The organism is Sorangium sp. So ce363 (assembly GCF_051520435.1).
Lineage (GTDB): Bacteria > Myxococcota_A > Polyangia > Polyangiales > Polyangiaceae > Sorangium > Sorangium cellulosum_B.
The window spans coordinates 13,968-35,008 of record NZ_CP150333.1; the positions used below are offsets into that span (position 1 = coordinate 13,968).

Annotated in this window: 15 protein-coding genes and 1 pseudogene; 8 read left to right on the forward strand and 8 right to left on the reverse strand. The window is 71.5% G+C overall.

Annotation, left to right across the window (positions count from 1 at the left end):
• Positions 1-42: 42 nt before the first annotated feature.
• Positions 43-837, reverse strand: coding sequence for a hypothetical protein (locus WMF12_RS00045; protein ID WP_437858892.1), 795 nt, complete (start codon positions 835-837; stop codon positions 43-45).
• Between the two features lie 336 nt (positions 838-1,173).
• Between WMF12_RS00045 and hrcA the strand changes: the two genes are divergently transcribed.
• Positions 1,174-2,217, forward strand: coding sequence for a heat-inducible transcriptional repressor HrcA (gene hrcA, locus WMF12_RS00050; RefSeq protein ID WP_437858898.1), 1,044 nt, complete (start codon positions 1,174-1,176; stop codon positions 2,215-2,217).
• Here hrcA and WMF12_RS00055 read toward each other — a convergent pair.
• Entirely contained in the window at positions 2,210-3,169 is a 960-nt protein-coding gene (locus WMF12_RS00055) for an RluA family pseudouridine synthase (RefSeq protein WP_437743521.1), read from the reverse strand. The two genes, hrcA and WMF12_RS00055, sit on opposite strands and share 8 nt — an antisense overlap.
• Before the next feature lie 298 nt (positions 3,170-3,467).
• Between WMF12_RS00055 and WMF12_RS00060 the strand changes: the two genes are divergently transcribed.
• Positions 3,468-4,325 carry a response regulator transcription factor gene (locus tag WMF12_RS00060; RefSeq protein ID WP_437858916.1) on the forward strand — a complete coding sequence of 286 codons (858 nt, stop codon included), beginning with the start codon at positions 3,468-3,470 and terminating at the stop codon, positions 4,323-4,325.
• A 266-nt stretch (positions 4,326-4,591) separates the two neighbouring features.
• Positions 4,592-7,414, forward strand: coding sequence for an ArnT family glycosyltransferase (locus tag WMF12_RS00065; protein WP_437858927.1), 2,823 nt, complete (start codon positions 4,592-4,594; stop codon positions 7,412-7,414).
• A gap of 326 nt (positions 7,415-7,740) precedes the next feature.
• On the opposite strand, the gene cobA is transcribed toward WMF12_RS00065, so the two are convergent.
• Complete coding sequence (cobA, locus tag WMF12_RS00070; RefSeq protein ID WP_437858939.1) at positions 7,741-9,345, reverse strand: uroporphyrinogen-III C-methyltransferase; 1,605 nt, start codon at positions 9,343-9,345, stop codon at positions 7,741-7,743.
• A 203-nt stretch (positions 9,346-9,548) separates the two neighbouring features.
• Between cobA and WMF12_RS00075 the strand changes: the two genes are divergently transcribed.
• From WMF12_RS00075 to WMF12_RS00085, 3 genes are all read left to right on the forward strand, one after another.
• Positions 9,549-9,926, forward strand: coding sequence for a DUF4339 domain-containing protein (locus WMF12_RS00075; RefSeq protein ID WP_437858942.1), 378 nt, complete (start codon positions 9,549-9,551; stop codon positions 9,924-9,926).
• A gap of 210 nt (positions 9,927-10,136) precedes the next feature.
• Positions 10,137-11,120 (forward strand): porphobilinogen synthase, encoded by a 984-nt coding sequence (hemB, locus tag WMF12_RS00080; protein WP_437858947.1) that lies wholly within the window; start codon positions 10,137-10,139, stop codon positions 11,118-11,120.
• A gap of 3 nt (positions 11,121-11,123) precedes the next feature.
• Positions 11,124-11,699: a hypothetical protein gene (locus WMF12_RS00085; protein ID WP_437858951.1), complete on the forward strand. Its 576-nt coding sequence runs from the start codon at positions 11,124-11,126 to the stop codon at positions 11,697-11,699.
• Between the two features lie 11 nt (positions 11,700-11,710).
• On the opposite strand, the gene WMF12_RS00090 is transcribed toward WMF12_RS00085, so the two are convergent.
• From WMF12_RS00090 to WMF12_RS00100, 3 genes are read right to left on the reverse strand one after another with little or no spacing between them, the layout of a single operon-like run.
• Positions 11,711-13,633 (reverse strand): ABC transporter ATP-binding protein, encoded by a 1,923-nt coding sequence (locus WMF12_RS00090; protein ID WP_437858963.1) that lies wholly within the window; start codon positions 13,631-13,633, stop codon positions 11,711-11,713.
• 29 nt (positions 13,634-13,662) lie between these two features.
• A complete protein-coding gene (locus tag WMF12_RS00095) occupies positions 13,663-15,459 on the reverse strand; it encodes an ABC transporter ATP-binding protein (RefSeq protein WP_437858978.1) in 1,797 nt (598 codons plus the stop codon).
• 28 nt (positions 15,460-15,487) lie between these two features.
• Positions 15,488-16,909: a hypothetical protein gene (locus WMF12_RS00100; protein WP_437858986.1), complete on the reverse strand. Its 1,422-nt coding sequence runs from the start codon at positions 16,907-16,909 to the stop codon at positions 15,488-15,490.
• 367 nt (positions 16,910-17,276) lie between these two features.
• Here WMF12_RS00100 and WMF12_RS00105 point away from each other — a divergent pair.
• Positions 17,277-17,417, forward strand: a pseudogene (locus tag WMF12_RS00105) (zinc-ribbon domain containing protein); the annotation flags it as partial.
• Between the two features lie 144 nt (positions 17,418-17,561).
• Positions 17,562-17,885, forward strand: coding sequence for a CxxC-x17-CxxC domain-containing protein (locus tag WMF12_RS00110; protein ID WP_437873971.1), 324 nt, complete (start codon positions 17,562-17,564; stop codon positions 17,883-17,885).
• Positions 17,886-18,104: 219 nt separating this feature from the next.
• Here the strand turns inward: WMF12_RS00110 and WMF12_RS00115 are convergent, their stop codons facing one another.
• Positions 18,105-19,994, reverse strand: coding sequence for a serine/threonine-protein kinase (locus tag WMF12_RS00115; RefSeq protein ID WP_437548427.1), 1,890 nt, complete (start codon positions 19,992-19,994; stop codon positions 18,105-18,107).
• A gap of 183 nt (positions 19,995-20,177) precedes the next feature.
• The gene (locus WMF12_RS00120) at positions 20,178-21,032 is read right to left on the reverse strand and encodes an HAD family hydrolase (protein WP_437858994.1); all 855 of its coding nucleotides are present in this window, start codon (positions 21,030-21,032) and stop codon (positions 20,178-20,180) included.
• Between the last annotated feature and the right edge of the window lie 9 nt (positions 21,033-21,041).

Here is a 21,041-nt window from a genome sequence, read left to right on the forward strand (position 1 = left end):
AGGGAGAGCGGGTTTGCGCGGGGGAGGACGGCCCCTCCCGGATCAGCGCACGAGATGCCATTGGACGCCGGGGGTCACCTCGAGATGCAGGTGATTTTTGTGCGCCCGGTCGTAGTTGGGCGTGAGGATCGACGTGAAGATGTGCTGGTCCATGGCCTCGCACACGATGGATCGCAGCTCTCGCGCTGCCGCGTCCGCTGGAGGGCCGCTGCCCGCCCCCTTGCCGGCCCCGCGGGGCCGGCCGGTCGGGCCGGCGCTCTCGCCGCAGACCGGCGCGCCGCGCCTGCCGACGAAGTCGCGCTCCACCTCGAGCCAATCCTCCGCGAACCCGCCGCCGACGCGCTCCTTGATGAACCTGTAGGGGTCGATCGCGAGCCCGCCGGGGTGCCTCGTGGCGAGCCTGCCCTCGGGCCACATCCTGGCCGGAGGCCGCCAGGCCGAGAACATCAGCACCTCGTCGACGTCGTGCGCGCGGAGGATCCGGCTGAAGTCCGAGAGCGCGAGCGCGAGGCGGCAGTCGAAGACGTCGTGCGGGTTTCCCGCGCGTTGATGGGCTGGCAGCGCCGTCCGGTAGAGGACCCCGCCGACCCCCTGCATCAGCCGCACCGGAGCGAGCACGCCCGGCGCGCGCTGCACCGGCTGGAACGCGATCTTCCGCTGCGTGAGCGCCGCACGGCATTGCTCCGCGCTCATGGCCGCGTAGCGCGCCGACGGGTGCTTCGCCCAGTCCTGGTGGTACCTGACCTTCGGCTTGCCCTGCGCGCTCGGCGCGGCGGCGAGGGGGCCGAGCGCGAGGGCGAGCGCGCAGGCAGCGGCGGCATGGCGTGCGGGCGGCATCGTTGCGGTACATCCTCGTGCGAAGCAAGCCAGGCCGACCCTCTCGGGGGCCAAGTGACCACGTGCACGTGGCCGAGTAGCCGAGTGGCCGACCGCGCCGCCATCCGGTGGAGCGGGCCCCCCCGTGCGTGGGGGGTTGGCTGCCGATCCTACCGCGACATTTGACCGGGCCGCGCGATCCCCTCAAAATGGGTCGCATGCGCGTCCGTGGGTCAAGCGCCCGCACGCGCAGCTTGACGTACGGGAGCGAAGGTCCGGCCCGCATGGCTTCCCGGTCCGGGCGGTCCCTGGTCCAGGTAGCCACGGCGGTGCGCTTGTACGCTGCATGCAACTGACATGGGTGATCTTTCCAACCGAGCTCGAAAGATCCTTTTCGCCGCGGTCACCGAGTTCATCGCAACGGGCGACCCAGTTGGCAGCAGGACGCTCGCCCGGAAGTACGGGCTGGATCTCTCGGCTGCTTCGATCCGCAACGTGCTCGCTGACCTCGAGGAGGCCGGGTACCTCCACCAGCCGCACACCTCGGCCGGGCGGATCCCGACCGATCGCGCGCTCCGGCTGTTCATCGACGCGCTCGTCGAGCTCCGGTCGCTGTCCCCCGAGCAGCAGGCCGAGCTGAGCGCGAGGTTCACCGAGATCTACGCGGGGGCGAGCGATCCGCTCCGCGAGACCGGTCGCTACCTCTCGGAGCTGTCCGGCGCCGCGGCGGTCGTCGCGGCGCCGCGGGCGGAGCTCCGCGCCCTCGCCCAGCTGCGCTTCATCCCGACCAAGCCCGGGCAGCTGCTCGCGGTGCTCGTCTTCGCCGACGGCTCGGTCGCGAACCGCTTCATCTCGGCCGACGAGGCGATCAACGAGAGTGAGCTCACCCGGATCCACAACCTGCTCACCGACGTCATCGAGGGGCGCACCCTGGGCGAGATCCGGGACCTGTTCGCCCGCCGCCTCGCGGACGAGCGCCTCCAGATCGACGCGCTGAGGCGCCGCGCCTTCGAGCTCGGCAGCAAGGCGACGGCCGACGTGACCCGGCGGAGCGAGGTCGTCATCGAGGGGCAGAACCGCCTGATCGATCTGCCTGAGTACGCCGACGTCGACCGGCTCAAGAAGCTGATGAAGGCGCTCGAGGAGCGCGAGGAGCTCGTCGATCTGCTCGACCGGACGCTCGCCGCCGGCGCGGGTGAGGTCACCGTGTTCGTCGGCAGCGAGGCGGGCGACCTTGGCGGAGGCCAGCTCAGCCTCGTCGCCGCGCCGTACATGGAGAACGGCCGCGTCGCCGGGACCGTGGGCGTGCTCGGCCCGACGCGGATGGACTACGCGAAGGTCATGCCGCTGGTCGACGCCACGGCCGCGGCGATGACCGAGGTCCGCGGCAAGGTCAAGTAGCGCCCTTCCGCTGCGGCTCGCGGAGCCGATCGAGCACGTCGTCGAAGTCCGGGGGCGGCGGCGCCTGGAAGCGCATCGGCCGGTCGTCGGCCGGGTGGTTGAAGCCGAGCTCGGCCGCGTGGAGCATCAGCCGCGCGGCCGGGACCCTCGTCCCTCGGTAATCCCGCACGTAGACGGTCTCGCCGACGAGCGGGTGCCCGGCCTCCGCGAGGTGGATGCGGATCTGGTGCGTGCGTCCCGTCTCGAGCCGGCACGCGACCAGCGTCACGCCCCCGGCGCCGGCCCCCTCCTGCGGCCCTCGGAGCACCTCGATCGGCTCCACGTGCGTCACCGCGAGCTGCCCCTCGCGCCGCCCCTCTCGCGCCGAGCCGCGCAGCCCGTCGCCCCGATCCTCGACGAGGTAGCTGCGGTAGGTGCCGCGCGGGACGGCGCCGTGCGCGAGCGCCAGGTACTGCCGGTGCATCGCGCGGACGCGGAGCTGCTGCGCGAGGTGCTTCTTCGCGGCGAGCGTCCGCGCGAAGACCAGCAGCCCGCTCGTCCCCTTGTCGAGGCGCTGCACCACGCCGAGCGGCGCGCGCCCGCGCAGGCGGTCGCGCCTGGCCAGCACCTCGCGCACCAGCGCGTCGAGGGTCGCGGCCTGCTCCGCGGGAGCCTCGTCGCCGTACGGGATGGTGCTCACCCCGGCGGGCTTGTTCACCACGACGACGCTCGCGTCCGCGTAGACCACGAGCTCGCCCTCGAGCTTGCGCCGCCGCACGGTTTCGGGCCTCGGCGCGTGCAGGCGGACCTCGATCAGCTCCCCGCCGAGCACCCGCCGACGGGCGCTCGTCGCCACCGCGCTCCCGACCAGCACCTTGCCGGTCTCGATCAACCGGCGCGCGTCGGACCACGAGACCGCGGCCAGCGCACGGACGGCCCCGTCCAGCGGGCGCCGATCCAGCTCGGCGGGCACCGTCCAGCGGCCATCCTGCGGAGGTCGTACCTGGGCGGCCGGGTGGACCCCGGTCGTTTCGGCGGATTTGTCTTCGTGGCTCGGCGGAGTGGCGGGTCGGAGCGGACGCATGTAGAGCTCACCGGGGCGCCTCGGCTCCGCCCACCAGCGTGGGACCGGGCTCTACCGGCGCGGAAAAACGCACATCCGCGGGGCCCGCGGGGCGAAATACACCGCGAATGTTGACACATCGCGCGACCGGGGCCGAAGATATCCAGAGCCGTCATCGCTTTCTCGCCATCTGAGAGGAGACCCGTTCGTGGCCAGCACCCTTCTCGCCGTAGACGACAGCGTGACCATGCGCAAAGTGCTCGAAATCACCTTTGCGGGTCAGGATTTCCGCGTCGTGACGGCGAGCAGCGCCGACGCTGCGCTGCAGAAGCTCAAGAGCGATAAACCCGACCTGGTGATCGCCGATGTCACGCTCGAGCCGAAGAACGGCTACGAGCTGTGCAAGGCGATCAAGCAGGCCTCACCGGCGACGCCCGTCCTGATCCTGTCGTCCAAGCAAAACCCGTTCGACCCCGCGAAGGGATCGGGCGCGCAAGCGGACGATCACATGGACAAGCCGTTCGACACCCAGCAGATGATCGACAAGGTCAAGAAGCTGCTGGCGTCGCGCGGCGAAGCGAAGCCCGCCGCTGCAGCGGCCCCTGCTGCCGCGGCGCCTGCGCCCGCGCGCTCTCCTGCGGCGCAGCCCGCCGCGCAGCCCGCGGCCGCCGCGCAGCAGGCGGCAGCGAGCCCGCTCCAGCGCGCGAAGACCCTCATCTACACGCCCAACGCGCCGGCCACGAGCGCTGCGCCGGCCCAGGCCTCGGTCAAGACGGCGCCGGGCGGCTCGGCGAACGTGCCGGTCACGACGACGATGGCCTTCTCGCCGACGCCGGTGTCCGGCGTGCCGAAGACCGCGACGGGGCCTGCCGCCGTCGCCGCGACCGCCTCCGCGCAGGTCAACGGCCAGATGGCGAGCAAGCTCGAGGGCCTCGGCCTCACCTCCGAGCAGGTGGAGGCCGTGATGGCGCTGTCCCGCGACGTCGTGGAGCGCGTCGTGTGGGAGGTCGTGCCGGTGCTCGCCGAGACGATCATCAAGGAAGAGATCGCGCGCCTGACGAAGTAGGCGCCCACCGCGGCCGCTGCCTGGCCGCGGGTGTCGACCCGCCCCTGCTCCTGTCGCGCCGGCCAGGCACGCGAACGGGGCGGGGCGCCTTCCTGGGCGTGTGAGGCCCACCGATCCATCTACGGTACGGCGCTCCTCGCGCCGCGGCGTCGCTCGCGGGGCGCGCGCGGTCGGGATCGCAGCGCGGGCGCATGCGACCGCTGCTTTGCCCGGCGACCTGGAGTTGCTACGCCAGGGCCGCGCCTCGTTCCGCGGTTGGCGCAGCCATGAACGACACACACGACAAACGCAGCGGTGCGCCCGCGGACGCCCGCGACGGGACGGCCGCGGGCGATCTGGAGAGCCCGAACGCTCCTGAGCCACGCGCGCCTTCCGCTGGCGACGGGGCGGCGGGGAGCGACGACATGGTCGGGATGGCCGGGGTCGCGGCCGACGCCGAGGAGGCTCGCCTCGTGCCGCAGGGCAACCCGCTCCGCTGGCGCGGCGCTGCCGTGTCCGCCGCGGGCGCCCTCCTCACGTTCGTCGTGATGGCGCTCGCGCCTCAGCTGCGCTGGGGGGTCCCGATCGGCGCGCTCGGCGTCGTCATCGCGGCGATCGGTCTGCTCGATCTGCTCGGCACGTTCGACGATCCCCCCGAGCGCGTCGCCATGCGCGTCGGGATCCGCGACCTCCTCGGCCCGCTCGCGCTGCTCGGGGGTGGGCTCGTCGCGCTCTTCGTCCTGATCACGCTGAGCGTCGCGGGCTTCTTCTCGCCGAGCCCCCTCTCGTCGGACGGCGCGCCGACGCTGCTCTCGCTGGCGGTGCCCGCCATCGCCGTCCCTGCCGCGTTTCTCACGGCGGTCATCGGCGCGTTCCGGTTCGGCGAGCGCCTCGGCCCCTGTCGCGTCGACGAGGCGGGAGCTCCGCGCCCCCTCGGCCGGCGGCACGGCTTCTGGCTCGTCGCCGTCGTCACGCTGCTCTACCTGCCCATGCTCGGGAGCCACTCGCTCACCGATCCCTGGGAGACGCACTACGGCGAGGTCGCGCGCGAGATCCTGGCCAGGAACGACTGGATCTCCCTCTGGTGGGCGCAGGACGGCTGGTTCTGGTCGAAGCCGGTGCTCGACTTCTGGATGCAGGCGCTCGCGATGGCCGCGTTCGGCGTCCGCTACCGCTCGGGCGAGATGCTCTCGGCGGCCGCCGAGGGGCGCACCCCGTGGCCCGAGTGGGCCGTCAGGCTCCCCGTCTTCGCGCTGACGCTCATCGCCGTCTATCTCCTCTACAAGGCCGTCTCGCGGATCTTCAGCCGCCGCGCGGGGCTGCTCGCGGGGCTCGTCCTCGCCACGATGCCGCAGTGGTTCCTGGTCTCCCACCAGACCATGACCGACATGCCGTTCGTCGCGACGATGGCCGCGGCGATGGCGCTCCTCCTGCTCGGCATCCACACCGACGACGCGGAGGAGGCGCGCGTCTACGAGGTGGATCTCGGCCCGCTCAAGGTGGGCCTCTCGGCCTATCACCTCGTGCTGGGGGCGATCCTGGCCTGCGCGCTGCCGCAGATCCTCTACCTGCTCTCGCGTCACCTCGAGATCGGCCTTTCGCCCTTCGGCCTCCACTTCCGCGGCGACGTCTTCAGCTCGGGCTCACCGGGCAACTGCGGTCTCCCTGGCAACGAGGCCTGCCGGTCGGTGCTGCCCGTGCTCCCCGGCCTTCAGCCTGCGCTCCAGGCGCTCGTCTGGGTGCAGACGCTCGGGATCGTCCTGTACGCCAGCTGGGGCGAGCGGCGCGTCCAGCGGCTCCTCTTCCTCTCGGCGTGGTTCTTCGCTGCCCTGTCCACGATGGCCAAGGGGCCGGCCGGCTTCGGGCTCCCGGTGCTCTGCGCGCTCGGCTACGTCGTCGTCTCCCGCCGGTACCGCGACGTGCTCAAGATGGAGATCCCCGTCGGGCTGCTCGTGCTCGCGTGCGTCGCGTTGCCCTGGTTCGTCGCGATGTACGCGCGGCACGGTCAGCCGTTCACCGACAGGCTCCTGTTCCACGACATGTTCAAGCGCGCCTTCACCCACGTCCACGACACGAACGAGGGCGACGACGTGAGCTTCCGCTATTACGTGTGGCAGCTCGGCTACGCGATGTTCCCGTGGACCGGGCTCGTGCCCGCGTCGCTCGTGTGGTGGCTCAGGCGGCGCGAGGGGGCGGCGCCGGGGGAGCGCGGCTCGGCCGACGTCCGCCAGGGCGACGCCTCGGTGTTCCTGGCGATGTGGTTCCTCTTCGGCTTCGCGCTGTTCTCGCTGATGCTGACGAAGTTCCATCACTACATCCTGCCGGCCGTCCCGCCGGCGGCGATGCTCACGGGGATCCTGCTCGACGACATGCTGCGCCTCGATGGCCGCGCGGGAGGGCTCGCGCGCCGCTCGAACGACGCCTCCTCGCCGGTGCAGTCGGCGCGCTCCGCCGCGGTGGTCAGCTACGAGCGCGCGATGCTCGGCGCCGTCGCGCTCGGCGCTGCGCTCCTCGTGTTCCTCGTCGGGCGCGATCTCGCGATGGTGCGCGAGGGACAGCCGAGCCAGGCCAGGCTGCTGCACCTGTTCACGTACAATTACAAGCGCCCCTGGCCGCAGTCGCTCGACTTCTCCGCGGCCCTGTGGGCCTTCACCGCCGCCGCCGCTGCGCTGTGCTTGCTGCTGATGGTCGCGCGCTGGCGCCGCCACGTCGTCTACGCGCTCCTGTCGCTCGCCGTCGTGTTCACGGCGTGGGGCATCGACGTGTACTTCGTGCGGACGTCGCCTCACTGGGGGCAACGCGAGACGTTGCTCGCCTACGTGCGCGCGAATCAGCAGATCCCAGGGCCGCTCGTCGCTTACCAGCTGAACTGGAAGGGCGAGAACTTCTATGCCGGCAACCGGCTGGCGGCCTTCGTGTCGAGCGGAAAGAAGTTTCAGGATTACATCAACGAGCAGAAGAAGAAGGGCGTGAAGACCTTCTACTTCGTCACCGAGCACGGACGCACGGGCTCCTTGTCGAACGAGCTCGGCAGCCCTCGCATCTTCGAGAAGCTCACTTCCATCGAGCTCAACAACAAGTTCCTCGTGGTGCGAGCGACGTTCGAGTGAGCCAAATGGCACCGGAGGGCGCTCTCACCAGCGCTGTCCGGCTGTGACGCTGTACGCCTGCTCCGGCCCGGGGAATGCCGCTGTCGATGTTCGACGGTCATGCTGAATCAGGAGTGTCCTTGCATCTCTGTCGCCGTGGCGGCGCAGCAGCGCAAGGGGACTCCTGCTGGGACGTCCTAAGTACCTGAATCGACTTGAAGAAGTCGCAGGCACGCGCCCTGCTCTCCCCTGGGATCGAGCGTCGCGGCGGAGACCTTCCCCCCCAGGTCCGCTGCGACGCTCTCTTTATTTCCGCAGCTGCGCCGGCCGCACATCGTGCGACCAGCTCATTCGCTCCCGGCGCTCCCAGGGGCAGCTTGCAATGCAGTGAAATGTCGATCCAGCGCGTCCAGGAGACCTGCTGTGGTGCTCACCTCGGCGGTCACGCCGATCCGGAGCCCCCGCTTCTCGGCGGTCGCGGTCGTGATCGGCCCGATGCTCGCGAGGAGCACGCGCTCGAGGCGCGCTGCGGCGCCCTCGCCGAGGAGATCGCAGAGGCTGTCGACTGTGCTGCTCGAGGTGAGCAGCACGACGTCGATCGCGCCCGCCGAGAGCGCCCGGAGCAGCTCTTCGCGGCGACCGGCCGACGCAGGGCGGGTCTCGTAGACAGGCACGACATCGACCTCGCAGCCGGCGGCGCGGAGGCGCTCGGGGAGCACCTCGCGGGCGACCAGCGCGCGCGCGAGGAGCACGCGGACTCGAGGGGACGCCGCCCGGCGTCCGGCCAGCGCGGGGTCGGCGAGGATGGCCTCCGCGAGCTCCTCGCCGCGGAATTCCCGCGGGACGATGTCGGCGCGGACGCCGCGCGCAGCGAGCGCGGCGGCGGTCCCGACGCCGATCGCGGCGAGGCGCGCAGGGCCGAAGGCGCGCGCATCCAGGCCGAGCCGCTCCATCTCCTTGAAGAAGCAGGCCACCCCGTTCTCGCTCGTGAAGACGACGGCGTGGTAACCGGAGAGGCCGCGGACAGCCTCGGTGACGCGCGCGGGGTCGGGGGGCGGGTGGATCTCGATGGTCGGGAGCTCCACCGCCTCGCCGCCGCGGAGGCGCACAAGCCTCGACGTCGAGCGCGCCTGGTGGCGCGGCCGGGTCACGAGCACGCGCTTGCCGAAGAGCGGCTTCCGATCGAACCAGCGGAGCGTGTCGCGCAGGCCCGTGACGGCGCCGACGACGATGACCGCGGGGCTCTCGATCCCTGCCTCCTTCACGCGGCGAGGGAGGTCGTCGAGGCGGCTGGAGACGACGCGCTGGTCGGCCCGCGTCCCCCACTGGATCGCCGCCGCCGGCGTCGCGGGATCGCGGCGCCCCGGCCCCATCAGCCCCGCGACCACCGCGTCGAGGGCCTGCATGCCCATCAGGACGCAGATGGTCCCGCGGACGGAGGCGAGCTCGCTCCAGTCGAAGGATCTGCCAGCCCGGGTGACGCCGCTGACGATCATCACGCTGGAGGCGATGTGCCGGTGCGTCAGCGAGATGCCGGCGTAGGCCGTCGCGCCGAGCGGAGAGCAGACGCCAGGCACCACCTCGAACGGCACCCCGGCCCGCGCGAGCGCCTCCGCCTCCTCCGAGCCACGCCCGAAGAGGAACGGATCGCCGCCCTTCAAGCGAACGACGCTGCGGCCCGCGAGGCCGAGCGCGACGAGCTCCGCGTCGATCTCCGCCTGCTTCGCGTCCTTCACCACCCGATCGCCGCCGCGCTTGCCGACCGAGCGCACGTCGGCGCCCTCCCGCACGCGGTCGAGCAGCGCGGGGTGGACGAGCTCGTCGTGCAGGACGACGTCGGCCGTGGCGAGGAGCTCTGCGCCGCGCAACGTGAGGAGCCCCGGATCCCCCGGGCCGGCGCCGACCAGGTACACGACGCCTGGCCTGGCCGCGCCCGGCGCTCCGTCGTTCATTGCCCCCGCAGCCGCCGCGCCGGGGCCCTCCTCGGAAGGATCGTTACGCCTCGGAAACACAGTCAAACTCCCGTCATTATCTCGTTCATGCATGGCAGACGTTGATTGTCATAGCGATTCTGCAGTGATGTTGACCCGGTGCGTTATGGGATTAGAATCGCATCCGGTCGATTCAACGTCCGGCGGTTTCTGGAGTCCATTCGATGAGATCGGTGAAACTGGTCGAAGAGCTGCTGAGCTCGGAGCGCGGCTTTCCGGACCGATGGTACGTCACCAACGGGGAGCGCTCGGTCGGGCCGGTCAGGCTCGACCAGCTCGCGCGCGGCATCGAGAGCGGAGTGGTCCCCCTCGATAGCTTCGTCCGCAATGAGGCATGGACCGTGTGGTGCCCGCTGTCCGACATTGCAACGGTCACGGTCGCCGCCACGGCGACGCCTGCGGAGCAGCCGGAGGAGGGCTCGGCAGCGGATGACGACGACGATACGCTTCCACTGTCGTCCCAGCAGACGCCCCAGCCGATGACGCCGCGCCCCGGCCCGGCGGCGCGCTCGGCCGCGCGCTCTGGAGCGGCCCACCGCTGAGGGATGGCCGCGCGCACGGACCGCGCCCGGCGCGAGCTGCGCGCGCGGCGGGGCGAGCGCGGCCGGAAGACGGGAAGTGGAGGGCCGTTCTCATGCTGGCGGTTTCGGGCGAACACTAACCGATTCGCAGCGCCCAGGCGATCCACGGATCGCGCGCTCCTCTGGACCGGAGCGGCTCACGCGGGCGCAGGGCTGCTATGCTCCGCCGCCGTGTTCCCCACGAAGAGACCGCGCCGGCTCCGTCGTTCGCCCGCCCTCCGCGCCCTGGTGCGCGAGACAACCCTCCATCCGGGAGATTTCATCCTCCCCCTCTTCTTCAACGAGGCGCTCGACGCGCCTCGGCCGGTCGGGACGATGCCGGGTGTCTCGCAGCTGCCCGTGAGCGCCGCGGCAGCGCAGGCGCGGCTCTGCAAGGAGCTCGGCATCGGCGGGACGATCCTGTTCGGGCTCCCGCGCACCAAGGATGCGTCGGGCACGAGCGCTTACGACCCGGACGGGCCCGTGCCGCGCGCCGTGAAGGCGATGAAGGAGGCCGTGCCGGAGCTGCTCGTGATCACCGACGTGTGCGTGGACGAGTACACCGATCACGGCCACTGCGGCCTGCTCCGGCAGGACGCGTCCGGGGCGGTGGACGTCGACAACGACGCGACGCTGGAGGTGCTCGCGCGGGCGGCGGTGGTCCACGCCAAGGCGGGGGCCGACGTGGTCGCGCCGAGCGACATGATGGACGGCCGGGTCGCCGCGATCCGGCGCGCCCTCGACGTCGAGTCGCTGACGGGGACGGCGATCCTCTCCTACGCCGTGAAGTACGCGTCCGGCTTTTACGGGCCGTTCCGCGAGGCGGCCGACTGCGCGCCCAAGTTCGGCGACCGGGCGGGCTACCAGATGGACCCCGGGAACGCCCGCGAAGGCCTGCGCGAGGCGGCGCTCGACGAGGAAGAGGGGGCCGACATGCTCATGGTCAAGCCCGCGCTCGCGTACCTCGACGTCATCGCGCGCGTGCGCGAGGTGACGACGCTCCCGCTCGGCGCGTACAACGTCAGCGGCGAGTACGCGATGATCAAGGCGGCCGCGGAGCGCGGAATGATCGACGAGAAGCGCGCCGTGATCGAGCTGCTGACGTCGATCCGGCGCGCCGGGGCGGACTTCATCCTCACCTACCACGCGCTCGACGCCGCGCGCTGGCTCGGCTGAGCGATGCGGAGCCAGGGCGCAGGCGGGAACGCCGCGCAGCGCTTGAGATGGGCCGCCGCCTGGGCGGTGGGCGCGTCGGCGGCGTTCGCGGCGGGGTGCTCGCCGAACAGGTGCGACCGGTCCGAGGAAGCGAACCCGCCGATCGAGTTCGTCGAGGCCACACCGGAGGGGGGCATCTACGAGACCTCGGCGCCGGACGGGGAGCTCCTCTACTTCCCGGGCGGCATGCGGTACGCGCTCAAGCATCACCTCGGCGCGCGCCCGCGGTGGTGGCAGGTGTACCTGTCGTTCGAGCGCGACGGGACGAAGAGCGGCGGGACGCTGGCGCAGGCGGCTGGCAACCAGGCCGAGGTGCCCTGCGTGGACGACCAGCACCTGATCGTCGTCAACGGCAGCTGCTCCGAGTACTGGCTGCGGGTTGTCGCCGGGGGCGCGATCGGCGCCGATGACGGCGCGACCGGAGCCGCAGGAGGCGCGGCCGGCGCCGACGGTGATGGGATGGGAGCCGCCGGGGGCACCGTCGTCGGCAGGTGCTACGGCGACGACGCCGATCCCGGCGGTGGGAGCGCGGCGCCCTAGGGCCCGCGCTTCTAGGCGTGCGCCGCTGCCTGCCGGGCGAACTGCAGCCGGTACAGCTTGCTGTAGACGCCGCCCGCGGCGAGCAGGTCCTCGTGCGTGCCCTGCTCGACGACGCAGCCCTTGTGGAAGACGACGACGCGATCGACGGCGCGGATCGTCGAGAGGCGGTGCGCGATGATCAACGCGGTGCGCCCCTCCATGGCTCCCTCGAGGGCACGCTGGAGGCGCGCCTCGGTGTCGCTGTCGACGTTCGCCGTGGCCTCGTCCAGGATGAGGAGCGGCGGGTCGCGGTAGAGGGCGCGGGCGAAGGCGATCAGCTGGCGCTCGCCAGCGCTGAAGTTGCTGCCGCGCTCGAGCACGGGGGCGTCGAGCCCGCCCTCACGCCGCTCGAAGAGGTCGAGGGCGTCGATGCGGTTCAGCGCGTTCACCACCTTGGCCCGATCGGGGATCGCGTCGCCTGCCGCGATGTTGGTGAGCACCGTGCCCGGGAACAGGAACACGTCCTGAGGGACGACGGCGAACTGGCGGCGCAGCTCGTCGCGAGGGTACGCGCTGACGTCGCGGCCGAAGACCCGCACGACGCCCTCATCGACGTCGTAGAGGCGGAGCAGCAGCGACGCCACGGTGCTCTTGCCGGCGCCGGTCGCGCCGACCAGCGCGACCTTCTCGCCGCGCCTCGCCGCGATCGACACGTGCCGCAGCACGGGCACGCCCGGCTTGTAGCCGAAGCCGACGTTGTCGAGTTCGAACGCGACGCCCTCGTCTGCTGTCCTCGGTGCGTCGCCGCCGCTCGTCGCCGCCGCCGTCGCGTCCTCGTCCTTGTTGTCGAGCAGCTCGAAGACGCGCTCCGCGCCGGCCATCGCGGACTGCAGCAGCGTGTACCGAGCCGAGAGATCGCGGATCGGGACGAAGAACATGTCGATGTAGGCGACGAAGGCGAACAAGGTCCCGAACGAGATCTCGTCCTTCAGGCTGTTCACGCCGGCGTACCAGAGCACCGCGGCGATGCAGACGCTCGAGACCATCTCGATGGCGGCGTCGAGCGTCGCGTCGAGCACGATCGAGCGGTTGTTCGCGTTGCGGTACGCCGCGTTGATCTCGTCGAACTCCTCGGCCGAACGCTCCTCCCTGGCGTAGGCCTGCACGACGGCCATCCCGGATACCTGCTCGTTGAGGTACGCGTTCATCCTGGCCGTCTTCGACCGCACCTCGCGGAACGCGTCGCGCATCCGCCGCCGCGTCCAGTTGACGCCGAGGGCGACAGGGGGGACCGCCGCGAAGGCGAGCAACGACATGCGCCAGTCGAGCGACACCATCACCGCGACGATGACGGCGAGCCGGAGGAGATCGCCGAACGCGTTGAGCGCGCCGGACGCGAACATCTCGCCGATCGCGTCCACGTCGTTCGTCACGCGCGTGACGAGCCGGCCGACGGGCGTGCGATCGAAGAACCCGAGGCGGCGGGTGTGCAAGAAGCCGAAGACGCGCACGCGCAGGTCGGCCATCGCGCGCGCGCCGGCGAGCTGCATCAGGTAGAGCTGCGGGAAGGCGAGCGATTGCTCCAGGACCATGACGCCCGTGAGCAACAAGCCGCTGCGCGTGAGGTGATCGAGCCCGCCGGGCGTGTCGAAGGCGTCGAGCGCGTCGCGCATGATGAGCGGGCGCAGCAGCGCCAGCAGCGCCGTGACGACGAGCAGCGCCAGCGACAGCGCGAGGTGCGTGCCCTGCGGGCGCACGAACGGCCACAGCCTCAGCAGCATGCGCGCGTCGTACGCCTCGCCGAGCCGTGTCTCCTCGTGGAACCGGCTCAGCACGTCCTCCGTGCGGCTCGCCTTCGTCGCCCCGCGGCCCTTGGCCGTCGTCGCCTGCGCCGGCCGCCGCGGGCCCGCGCCCGCCTCGCCTGCGGCCGAGGCGCCGCCCGATTTCGACCGCATCGTCGCGCTGTCTCCGTGAGCCGGCTGTGTCACGAGAGCCCCACCGGTTGCGAGGACGGCGACGCCTCGAAGGTCGCGAGATCCTCTTCGAGCTGCTGCTCCTCGGCGAACGACGCGTAGATCCCGCCCGCGCGGACGAGCTCGTCGTGCGTGCCGCGCTCGATGACCCGACCCTGCTCCAGCACGACGATCGCGTCGCACCGCCGCGCGGCCGCGACCCTGTGGGTGATCAGGATGACGGTCCGTCGCGCGGCCTGCCGCTCGATCGCCGCGAGGATGGCCTGCTCGGTCTTCGCGTCGACGGCGGAGAGCGGATCGTCGAGGACGAGGACGTTCGGCTCGCGCACGAGCGCGCGCGCGAGCGCGACGCGCTGGCGCTGTCCGCCGGACAGCTGCACGCCACGCTCCCCGACCACGGTATCGAAGCCGTCAGGGAGCGAGAGCACCTCGTTCAGCACCTCGGCCTCGTCGGCGGCCGCGCGGATCGTCTCGAAGGCGGCGGGCGAATCCGGATCGTCGAGGGAGTAGCCGATGTTGCGGGCCACGGTCGTCGAGAAGAGGAACGCATCCTGCTGCGCGTAGCCGATGCTCGCGCGCACGGTGTCGAGCGGCAGGTCGCAGATGTCGACGCCGTCCAGGAGCACAGAGCCGCGGGGCGTGGGCATGAGCCTGGCGAGCAGCGTGGCGATGGTGCTCTTGCCCGAGCCGGTGCGCCCGACGATGGCGAGCGAGCTGCCCGCTTCGACCTCGAAGCTCACGCCGTCGACCACCTTCCTCGCGCCGTGGGAGAACGTCAGGTCCTTGACGGAGATGGCGCCGTGGACGACCTCGGGGGAGGGCATCGGGCCGCTCACGACCTCAGGGATGGCCTCGAAGATCGCCTTGAGCCGGTCGTAGCCGGCACGACCGCGCTGGACGATGGCGGCGACGAAGCCGAGGGCGAGCATCGGCCAGGTGAGCCGCAAGAGCGCCAGCCAGAACGAGACGAAGTCTCCCCGGGTCATCTGCTGCTCCAGCACGAGCCGCCCGCCGTACCAGAAGACGATGAGCACGCCGACGGAGCTGATGGCCCCCATGAGCGGCGCCATGGAGCCGCGCAGCTTGGCGAGCGCGAGGCTCTTCTCGAGGTAGCCCTGGTTCGTGCTCGTGAACGCGGCCATCTCGGACGCCTCGAGCGCGAACGAGCGGACGACCCTGACCCCGGCGAGGCTCGCGAGGACACGGTCGCTCATGGCGCCGATCGCCTCCTGGTTGTCGCGGGTGCGGACGAAGAGCTTGGTCGAGAACGACCGGGTGACGAGCATCAGCGCGGGCATCGTCAGGAGCGCCGCGAGCGTGAGCCTCTTCGAGATGTGGAGCATCACGTACAGGGCGCTCGTGAACGCGAAGATCGAGCCCACGACGTTCAGCAGGCCGAAGCCGAGGAGGAGGCGGACCTGCGTCAGATCGTTCGTCGCCCGGCTCATGATGTCGCCGGTCGGCATCTTGCGGAAGAACGCCGGCCCGAGCTTGTGCAGGCGCGCGAGCAGGATCGCCCGGAGCTCGTACTCGACGTTGCGGCCCGCCGTGAAGATGGTGACCCGCGAGAACACGCGCATGATCGCGGCGCCCACGCTGACCGCGAGCATGAGGAGCGCCGCATGCGCGGCCTCGCTCGACTGCGCCTTCACGGCGGCGTCGACGGCGTCCTTGACCAGGAAATCTCGCCTGGCCATGAGGAACTGCTGCGCAGCGAGCAGCGCCGCGCCCGTCAGGTAGAGCGGAAGCTTGTGGCGGAACTGCGCGCCGAGACCGACGGGGTAGGTTGAGGGATCGCGCTTGACCATTGCGTGGGGGGGGGCCGCGCGGCGACGCTCAGCGCGCCTTGCGCGGCGTCGGCGCGAGCGGCTTGCGGTGCGACGTCGAGAGCGCGGGCCGATCTCTTCCATCGACCACGAGCTCGAGATCGTCGAGCTCGAGCCTCGTCGAGAGCAGGCCGAGCAGGACGCGCGCGCCTCCGCGCCCATCGAGCTCGCTCACCACGCCGATCTTGTCGCCGAAGGGGCCTCGTCGCACACGGACGCGGCTGCCCTTCTCCAGCACGCCGCCCTTGGCGGGATCGGGCGCGACCTTCGCGGCAGCTTCTGGCTCGCCGGACGGACCACGCTGCGCTCGCGGCGCGTGATCGGCCGAGGGCTTCTGCGGAGCCTCGGCCTTCGCCTGCGGCTCCGCTTCGCCGTGCGGCGCTCGCCGGGCCGGGGCGCTGCCCTCTCCGACCCGCTTCAGCGAGGGCCGCGGCTCTCCGCCGCGGCCAGCGCCGGCGCCGGCGTTGCTCGGCGACTTGAACAGCGTCGCCAGGGTCGGCCGGCGGGCGGGCAGGGCGGCCTCGACGCGCTCATCGCCGCGCGCTCGAGCCTGCTCCATCGAGCGCTCTCGCGCTCGGGCCTGCTCGGAGCGCCATCGCTCGTTCTCGGCCTCGATCTCGGCGTGGGCGCGCGCCCGCTCCTGCTCGATGCCCTCGAGCTTGCGGTCGAGCGCGATGCGGTCGTTCTCGCGCGACCACGCGACGAGCCGGTAGATCGGGGCGAGCGCGACGAGCGCGTCCTCGAGCTGCTCATCGAGGATGTCGGCGTGCTCGACCGCCGTCTCGCGCGGGATCGCCCAGCCGATCCAGAGCGGCACCTGGCCGTCGGCGGCGCGGCGGAGCATCTCGGCGATCGCGTCCGAGGTGGCCGCGCTGCAGGCCACGCGATCGCCGCCGGCGGCGCCGAACGAGAACTGCTCCGGGAGCGCGTGGAGCGCGCTCGTGAGCTCGGCGGAGAGCGGCGAGGCTGGCGCGCCCGTCGCCTCCTCGGTCGCCGAGAGGCGAGCCCGGAGGTTGTCGACGTCCACCTTCGCGTCCGGGTGGACCGCGAAGCACACCTGCACCTCGCTCTCCGAGATGCGCAGCGCGAGGAACGCGTGCCGCGTGAAGGGGCTCGGATCGTCGATCGCGTCGGAGATCGAGCGGCCGCGGTCGAGGAGGCGATCGAGCTCGTCGCGCGCCGCCTGGTCGCGCCAGAAGAAGACCCACTGGCAGTCGGCCCGGTGCTTGTTGCGGATCGACGGGTGCTCGTCCGAGCCATGGACATCGACCGAGATGCCGAGCTCGGCCAGCCGGGCGACGACGCCGCGCGCCCAGGCGAGCGCGCGCTGCTTCACCTCGAGGCGGGGGCGTGAGTAGGCCTTCGAGGTCGCTTTTTCGGCGGCGTACGCGTCGAAGTCACGAGCGGTGAGGTGCAGGGAGGGATGGCTCATTGCTTCGACTGGTTGCGATGCGCGGCGTGGGCGGATGCTGCTCGTGGTCCGTCACGGGAGAGCTGTGCTCCTCGTGAAAGTCGCGCGGATGGTATCGTGAGGAGCTTCGAAATCAAAGCTCCGCGCCGCGCGATCGATCCTGGCGTTGCGTGGAGGCGGCACGCTTGACCGCCCTGACAAGCATGTCACCGTAGGCACTCCCGTGCCCCATCAAGAGGGCGATCCCACCGATATCACGTAGAACCCCGCGTAAATCGCGCTTCTCCAGCGCAGCGGGGCAGCTCCCGGGCGCTCCAGTCACCCGAGTCATCCGAGTCACCCGAGCCCGTGAGCCTGCGAGGCCCGTCGGCCTGACGAAAGAGGAATCATGGAACAGCATCGAGACGAGCACATTGTCTGCGCGAGCTGCGGCACGTCGTTCCTATTCTCGGCTGCGGAAGCTGCCGTCTACGCCGAACGGAAGCTCGCGGCCCCGCCCAAGCGGTGCCGGACCTGCCGCCGTGCGCGCAAGGACAATCGAGGGGAGAGCGAGAGCGGATCGCCGGCTCGCGCTGCGGAGCGCCAGCGCCCTGGTCCGCCTCGGGGCGCCGGGGGGCATCGCGGTCTGGCGCGCGGCGACGGCCAGCCTCGGAAGCCCCGCTACACGGGCGACGTGAACGAGTACCGCAGCCCGATGCAGGACGCGTACTCGGGGCTGACGCCCGCATGGGCGGTGCAGAGCCACTACCCGAACCGCCCGCGCGGCGGCGCGCCCTTCCGAGATGACGGCAACTACCGCGCCCCCTCGTTCGCCGGTGAGCGCCGCGCTGCCGCGCCGAGCCGCGGTCCGGCGCAGCAGCCTCGCGCGCCGCGCACTCGTCCGACGTTCTCGATCACCTGCAAGTCGTGCGGCTCCGAGGGCGAGGTCCCGTTCAAGCCGGTCGAGGGCCGCGACGTGTTCTGTCAGGCGTGCTACCGCGCGCGCAAGCCTTCCTGAGAGACGCCTCCAGCGACGCGCAGCCATCGCGCTGCGGCACACCCCCGAGCGCCGGTCGCTGCTCGTGCGACCGGCGCGACCGGCGCGGCCGCGATGCGGACGCCGGGGTGCGGGGCGGGGCGGAGCCCCGAGGAAACAAAGCCAGGACCTCCCGCGCGAAGCCGCCGCGAAGCGGCGCCGAAGCCCCGCGATCTCTGGCCGGACGTCAAGCGGGCGGAACTAGAGGCTGATCTCGCAGGCGAGCTCGGAGGTGAAGCCGAGCTCGCCGAGCGTGATCGTGACCTTCACGCCGCCGCCGGACGCGCGGCGCGCTGTCTCCTCGACCATCCCCACGACCCACAGCCGGAGCGGCAGCGAAGCAGGGTCGAAGTCGCCGATGTGGAGCGTGACCCGCCCGGTCGGGCCCGTCGCCACGCGCCACGAGCCGAACGTGAAGAGCCGCGACCAGATCGAGGTCCCGCGGCGCATGAGCGACGCGATGTCGGTCAGCGGGCGGGCGAACAGCGTGCGCACGAGGCTGTGCAGCTCGCCGCCCACGCCGAGCCTGCCGATGTCGCGCCAGCGCTCGAGATCGCGCAGGACCAGCGATGTCGCGAGCTCCATGTAGGCGTCGAGCGCCTCGAGCTCGTACCCGACGAGCGCGTTGATCGAGTCGTGCTTGAAGTCGTCGGCGTAGCGGAGCGGCATCTGCGAGACGACCTCGTCGCGCGCGCTCCTCCCGTACTCATCCACGATGGTGCGATCGACGCTCCGCAGGACGGGGCCGCGCACCTGGTACTGCCCGGCGAAGCGCGCCGGCAGCGGCCGGACCGGGGTGACGTTGGGCCGCCGCGTGTCGCGTGTCCGGTTCATCAAGGAGCCGAAGTCCGCGCTGCGGACGGTCGGCTCGGCCCGGTGCCCGAGGTCGGCGCTGCGCACCGTGGGCAGCGACTCGCCGCGCTGCGAGAGCATCGTGGGCTCCGAGCCGCGGCTTCGCAGCGCGTTCGAGAGCGTCATGCCGGGCGCGGGCTTCGCTGGCTCCGAGGACGACGGCCGCATCCCGGGCGGCGCCTCGGTGACGCGCCCCCCCGGCACGATCGACGGCGAGATGCGCATCGGCGGCGGGGGGTTCACGTCGAACCCCGGGCGCGATCGATCGCGCGAGGACGAGAGGCGATCGCGCTCGTTCTCCGGAGCGTTCCCCAGGCTCAGGGCCATCCGCCGCTGCACGTTGATCAGCCTGCCGAGCGCCGTCGTCCGTCTGGGCGGATCAGGCGCGACGCGCTCGAGCTCGCGGACGACGTCTCCGGCCGTCTGGAACCGCTTCGCGGGATCCTTTTGCAAGAGCCGCTGCACGATCGCCTCGAGCCGCGGGTCGACGGTCACGCCCGCCGAGGCGAGCGTGGGCACCTCGGCGTGCACGACGCGGAACGCGGTCGCCACGGCGGTCGGCGCGCGGAACGGGCGCGTGCCCGTGAGCACCTCGTAGAGCAGCACGCCCACCGAGAAGAGATCGCTCCGACCGTCGAGCGGCGACTCCCCCGTGGCCTGCTCGGGCGACAGATAGTCGGGCGTCCCGAACACGACGCCCGTGCGCGTCCGCGGCGAGGGGCCATCGGAGTCGAGCACCTTGGCGATGCCGAAGTCGAGCAGGCGGACGACGGCCGAGCCGCGGCTCGGATCGAAGGCGATGAAGATGTTCTCGGGCTTGAGATCGCGGTGGATGATCCCCGCGCGGTGCGCGGCGTCGAGCGCCTCGAGCACCGGGATCGCGACGCCGACGGCGGCCTCCATGTCGAGGCGACCGAAGCGCGCGAGCGCCATGCCGAGCGACTCGCCGTCGAGGTGCTCCATCACGATGTACGGACCGAGCTCTCCGACGCCTGCGTCGATCACGTCGACGATGTTCGGGTGGCGGATCCGGTTGACCGCCTGCGCTTCCTGGAAGAAGCGGTGCGAGAGCTCCGAGTTGTCCGCCAGCTCTGGGTGGAGGAATTTGATCGCAACGGCGCGACCTGCGAGCACGTGCTCCGCCCGGAACACGTCGCCCATGCCGCCCCCGCCGATGCGCTCCGCGAGGCGGTACTTGTTGTCGACGAGGAGGCCGGGGGTCGGGGGTCGAAACGCCATCTGCTGCCGCTGGCGGGCGAGGGACCAACGTCATGGTCCCCGAGAACACGCGCCCCTGTAAAGGGTTGGGAGGCACGGCCCTCCCGAAAGACCGATCCTATTCCTTCAGTGCGCGCCGCGGCTAGGTTACCTGCGTCAGGTGTGGGGCGGATCGCAGTGCGAAGTGACTTGCGCGCGGCAAGATCACGGTTCGGGTGCATTCTTCCGCAGTTCGGCGATCTGCTGGGCGATCTCCGCGAACCCGCGGCCCATGGGAAGGGACGCCACGAACTGCGGCGGTACGGACAGCTTACCGAGGTGGGCGCGTACGTTGGCCACCCCGAAGGTCAGCACAAATGCGGCGAAGGCGACGCCGTCGTTGCCGCTGTCGCCGACGAACGCGTAGCGGTGCCGCGCCCGGGTGGGATCCTCACCGAACCGAGCGGAGAGCAGGCGCACAATCCCCGTGGCCTTGTCGGACGGCTCGCGCGTGAGGTGGAGGTGGACGCTCGATAGCAGCGTCCTCACCCCCCGCTCGCGCAGCTCGGCGCGCATCTTCTGCACGTCTTCCGGCGGGACATGCCGGTGCTCCCCGATGTCGATGGTAACGTCGGTCACTCTCTGGTCGTTGTCGTCCGCGAGCGCCGCCGCCGGAAAACGACGCACCATGTCATTGGCGAGCCCGATGAGCTCGGCTCGACGGGCTCGCCGCGCCTCGCGGTCCAGGTCGTCGAGCGTGACGACGCGGCGCGCGCCGGCGCGCGGGGCGTGCCCTCCTCGATGGCCGGCGACGTCGCTTTCCTCCTCGCGGACCAGCGCGACGGCTCCGTTTTCGACGATGGTCGCGTCGATCGGCCACTGCCGCTGGAGCACCTCGCCCCAGCCGGCGGGCCTGCCGGTGCAGGCGATCAGCGCGAGCCCCGTCTCGCGTAGACGGAAGAGCGCTGCGTACGCCGCCTCGGTGAGGGCGCCGTGATCCAGCACGGTGTCGTCGAGATCGAAGATCACCCCGGCGAGGGCGCGCGCGGCGTCGGGAGGCAGAAGGGAGAGCGGCTTCATCGGGCGATC

Excerpts from the sequence above, each read along its gene's own strand:
- cobA (WP_437858939.1), bottom strand. The coding sequence starts at position 9,345 with ATGAACGACGGAGCGCCGGGCGCGGCCAGGCCAGGCGTCGTGTACCTG.
- hrcA (WP_437858898.1), top strand. The coding sequence starts at position 1,174 with ATGGGTGATCTTTCCAACCGAGCTCGAAAGATCCTTTTCGCCGCGGTC.
- WMF12_RS00095 (WP_437858978.1), bottom strand. The coding sequence starts at position 15,459 with ATGGTCAAGCGCGATCCCTCAACCTACCCCGTCGGTCTCGGCGCGCAG.
- WMF12_RS00090 (WP_437858963.1), bottom strand. The coding sequence starts at position 13,633 with ATGCGGTCGAAATCGGGCGGCGCCTCGGCCGCAGGCGAGGCGGGCGCG.
- WMF12_RS00115 (WP_437548427.1), bottom strand. The coding sequence starts at position 19,994 with ATGGCGTTTCGACCCCCGACCCCCGGCCTCCTCGTCGACAACAAGTAC.
- WMF12_RS00120 (WP_437858994.1), bottom strand. The coding sequence starts at position 21,032 with ATGAAGCCGCTCTCCCTTCTGCCTCCCGACGCCGCGCGCGCCCTCGCC.
- WMF12_RS00065 (WP_437858927.1), top strand. The coding sequence starts at position 4,592 with ATGAACGACACACACGACAAACGCAGCGGTGCGCCCGCGGACGCCCGC.
- WMF12_RS00100 (WP_437858986.1), bottom strand. The coding sequence starts at position 16,909 with ATGAGCCATCCCTCCCTGCACCTCACCGCTCGTGACTTCGACGCGTAC.
- WMF12_RS00045 (WP_437858892.1), bottom strand. The coding sequence starts at position 837 with ATGCCGCCCGCACGCCATGCCGCCGCTGCCTGCGCGCTCGCCCTCGCG.
- WMF12_RS00085 (WP_437858951.1), top strand. The coding sequence starts at position 11,124 with ATGCGGAGCCAGGGCGCAGGCGGGAACGCCGCGCAGCGCTTGAGATGG.
- WMF12_RS00075 (WP_437858942.1), top strand. The coding sequence starts at position 9,549 with ATGAGATCGGTGAAACTGGTCGAAGAGCTGCTGAGCTCGGAGCGCGGC.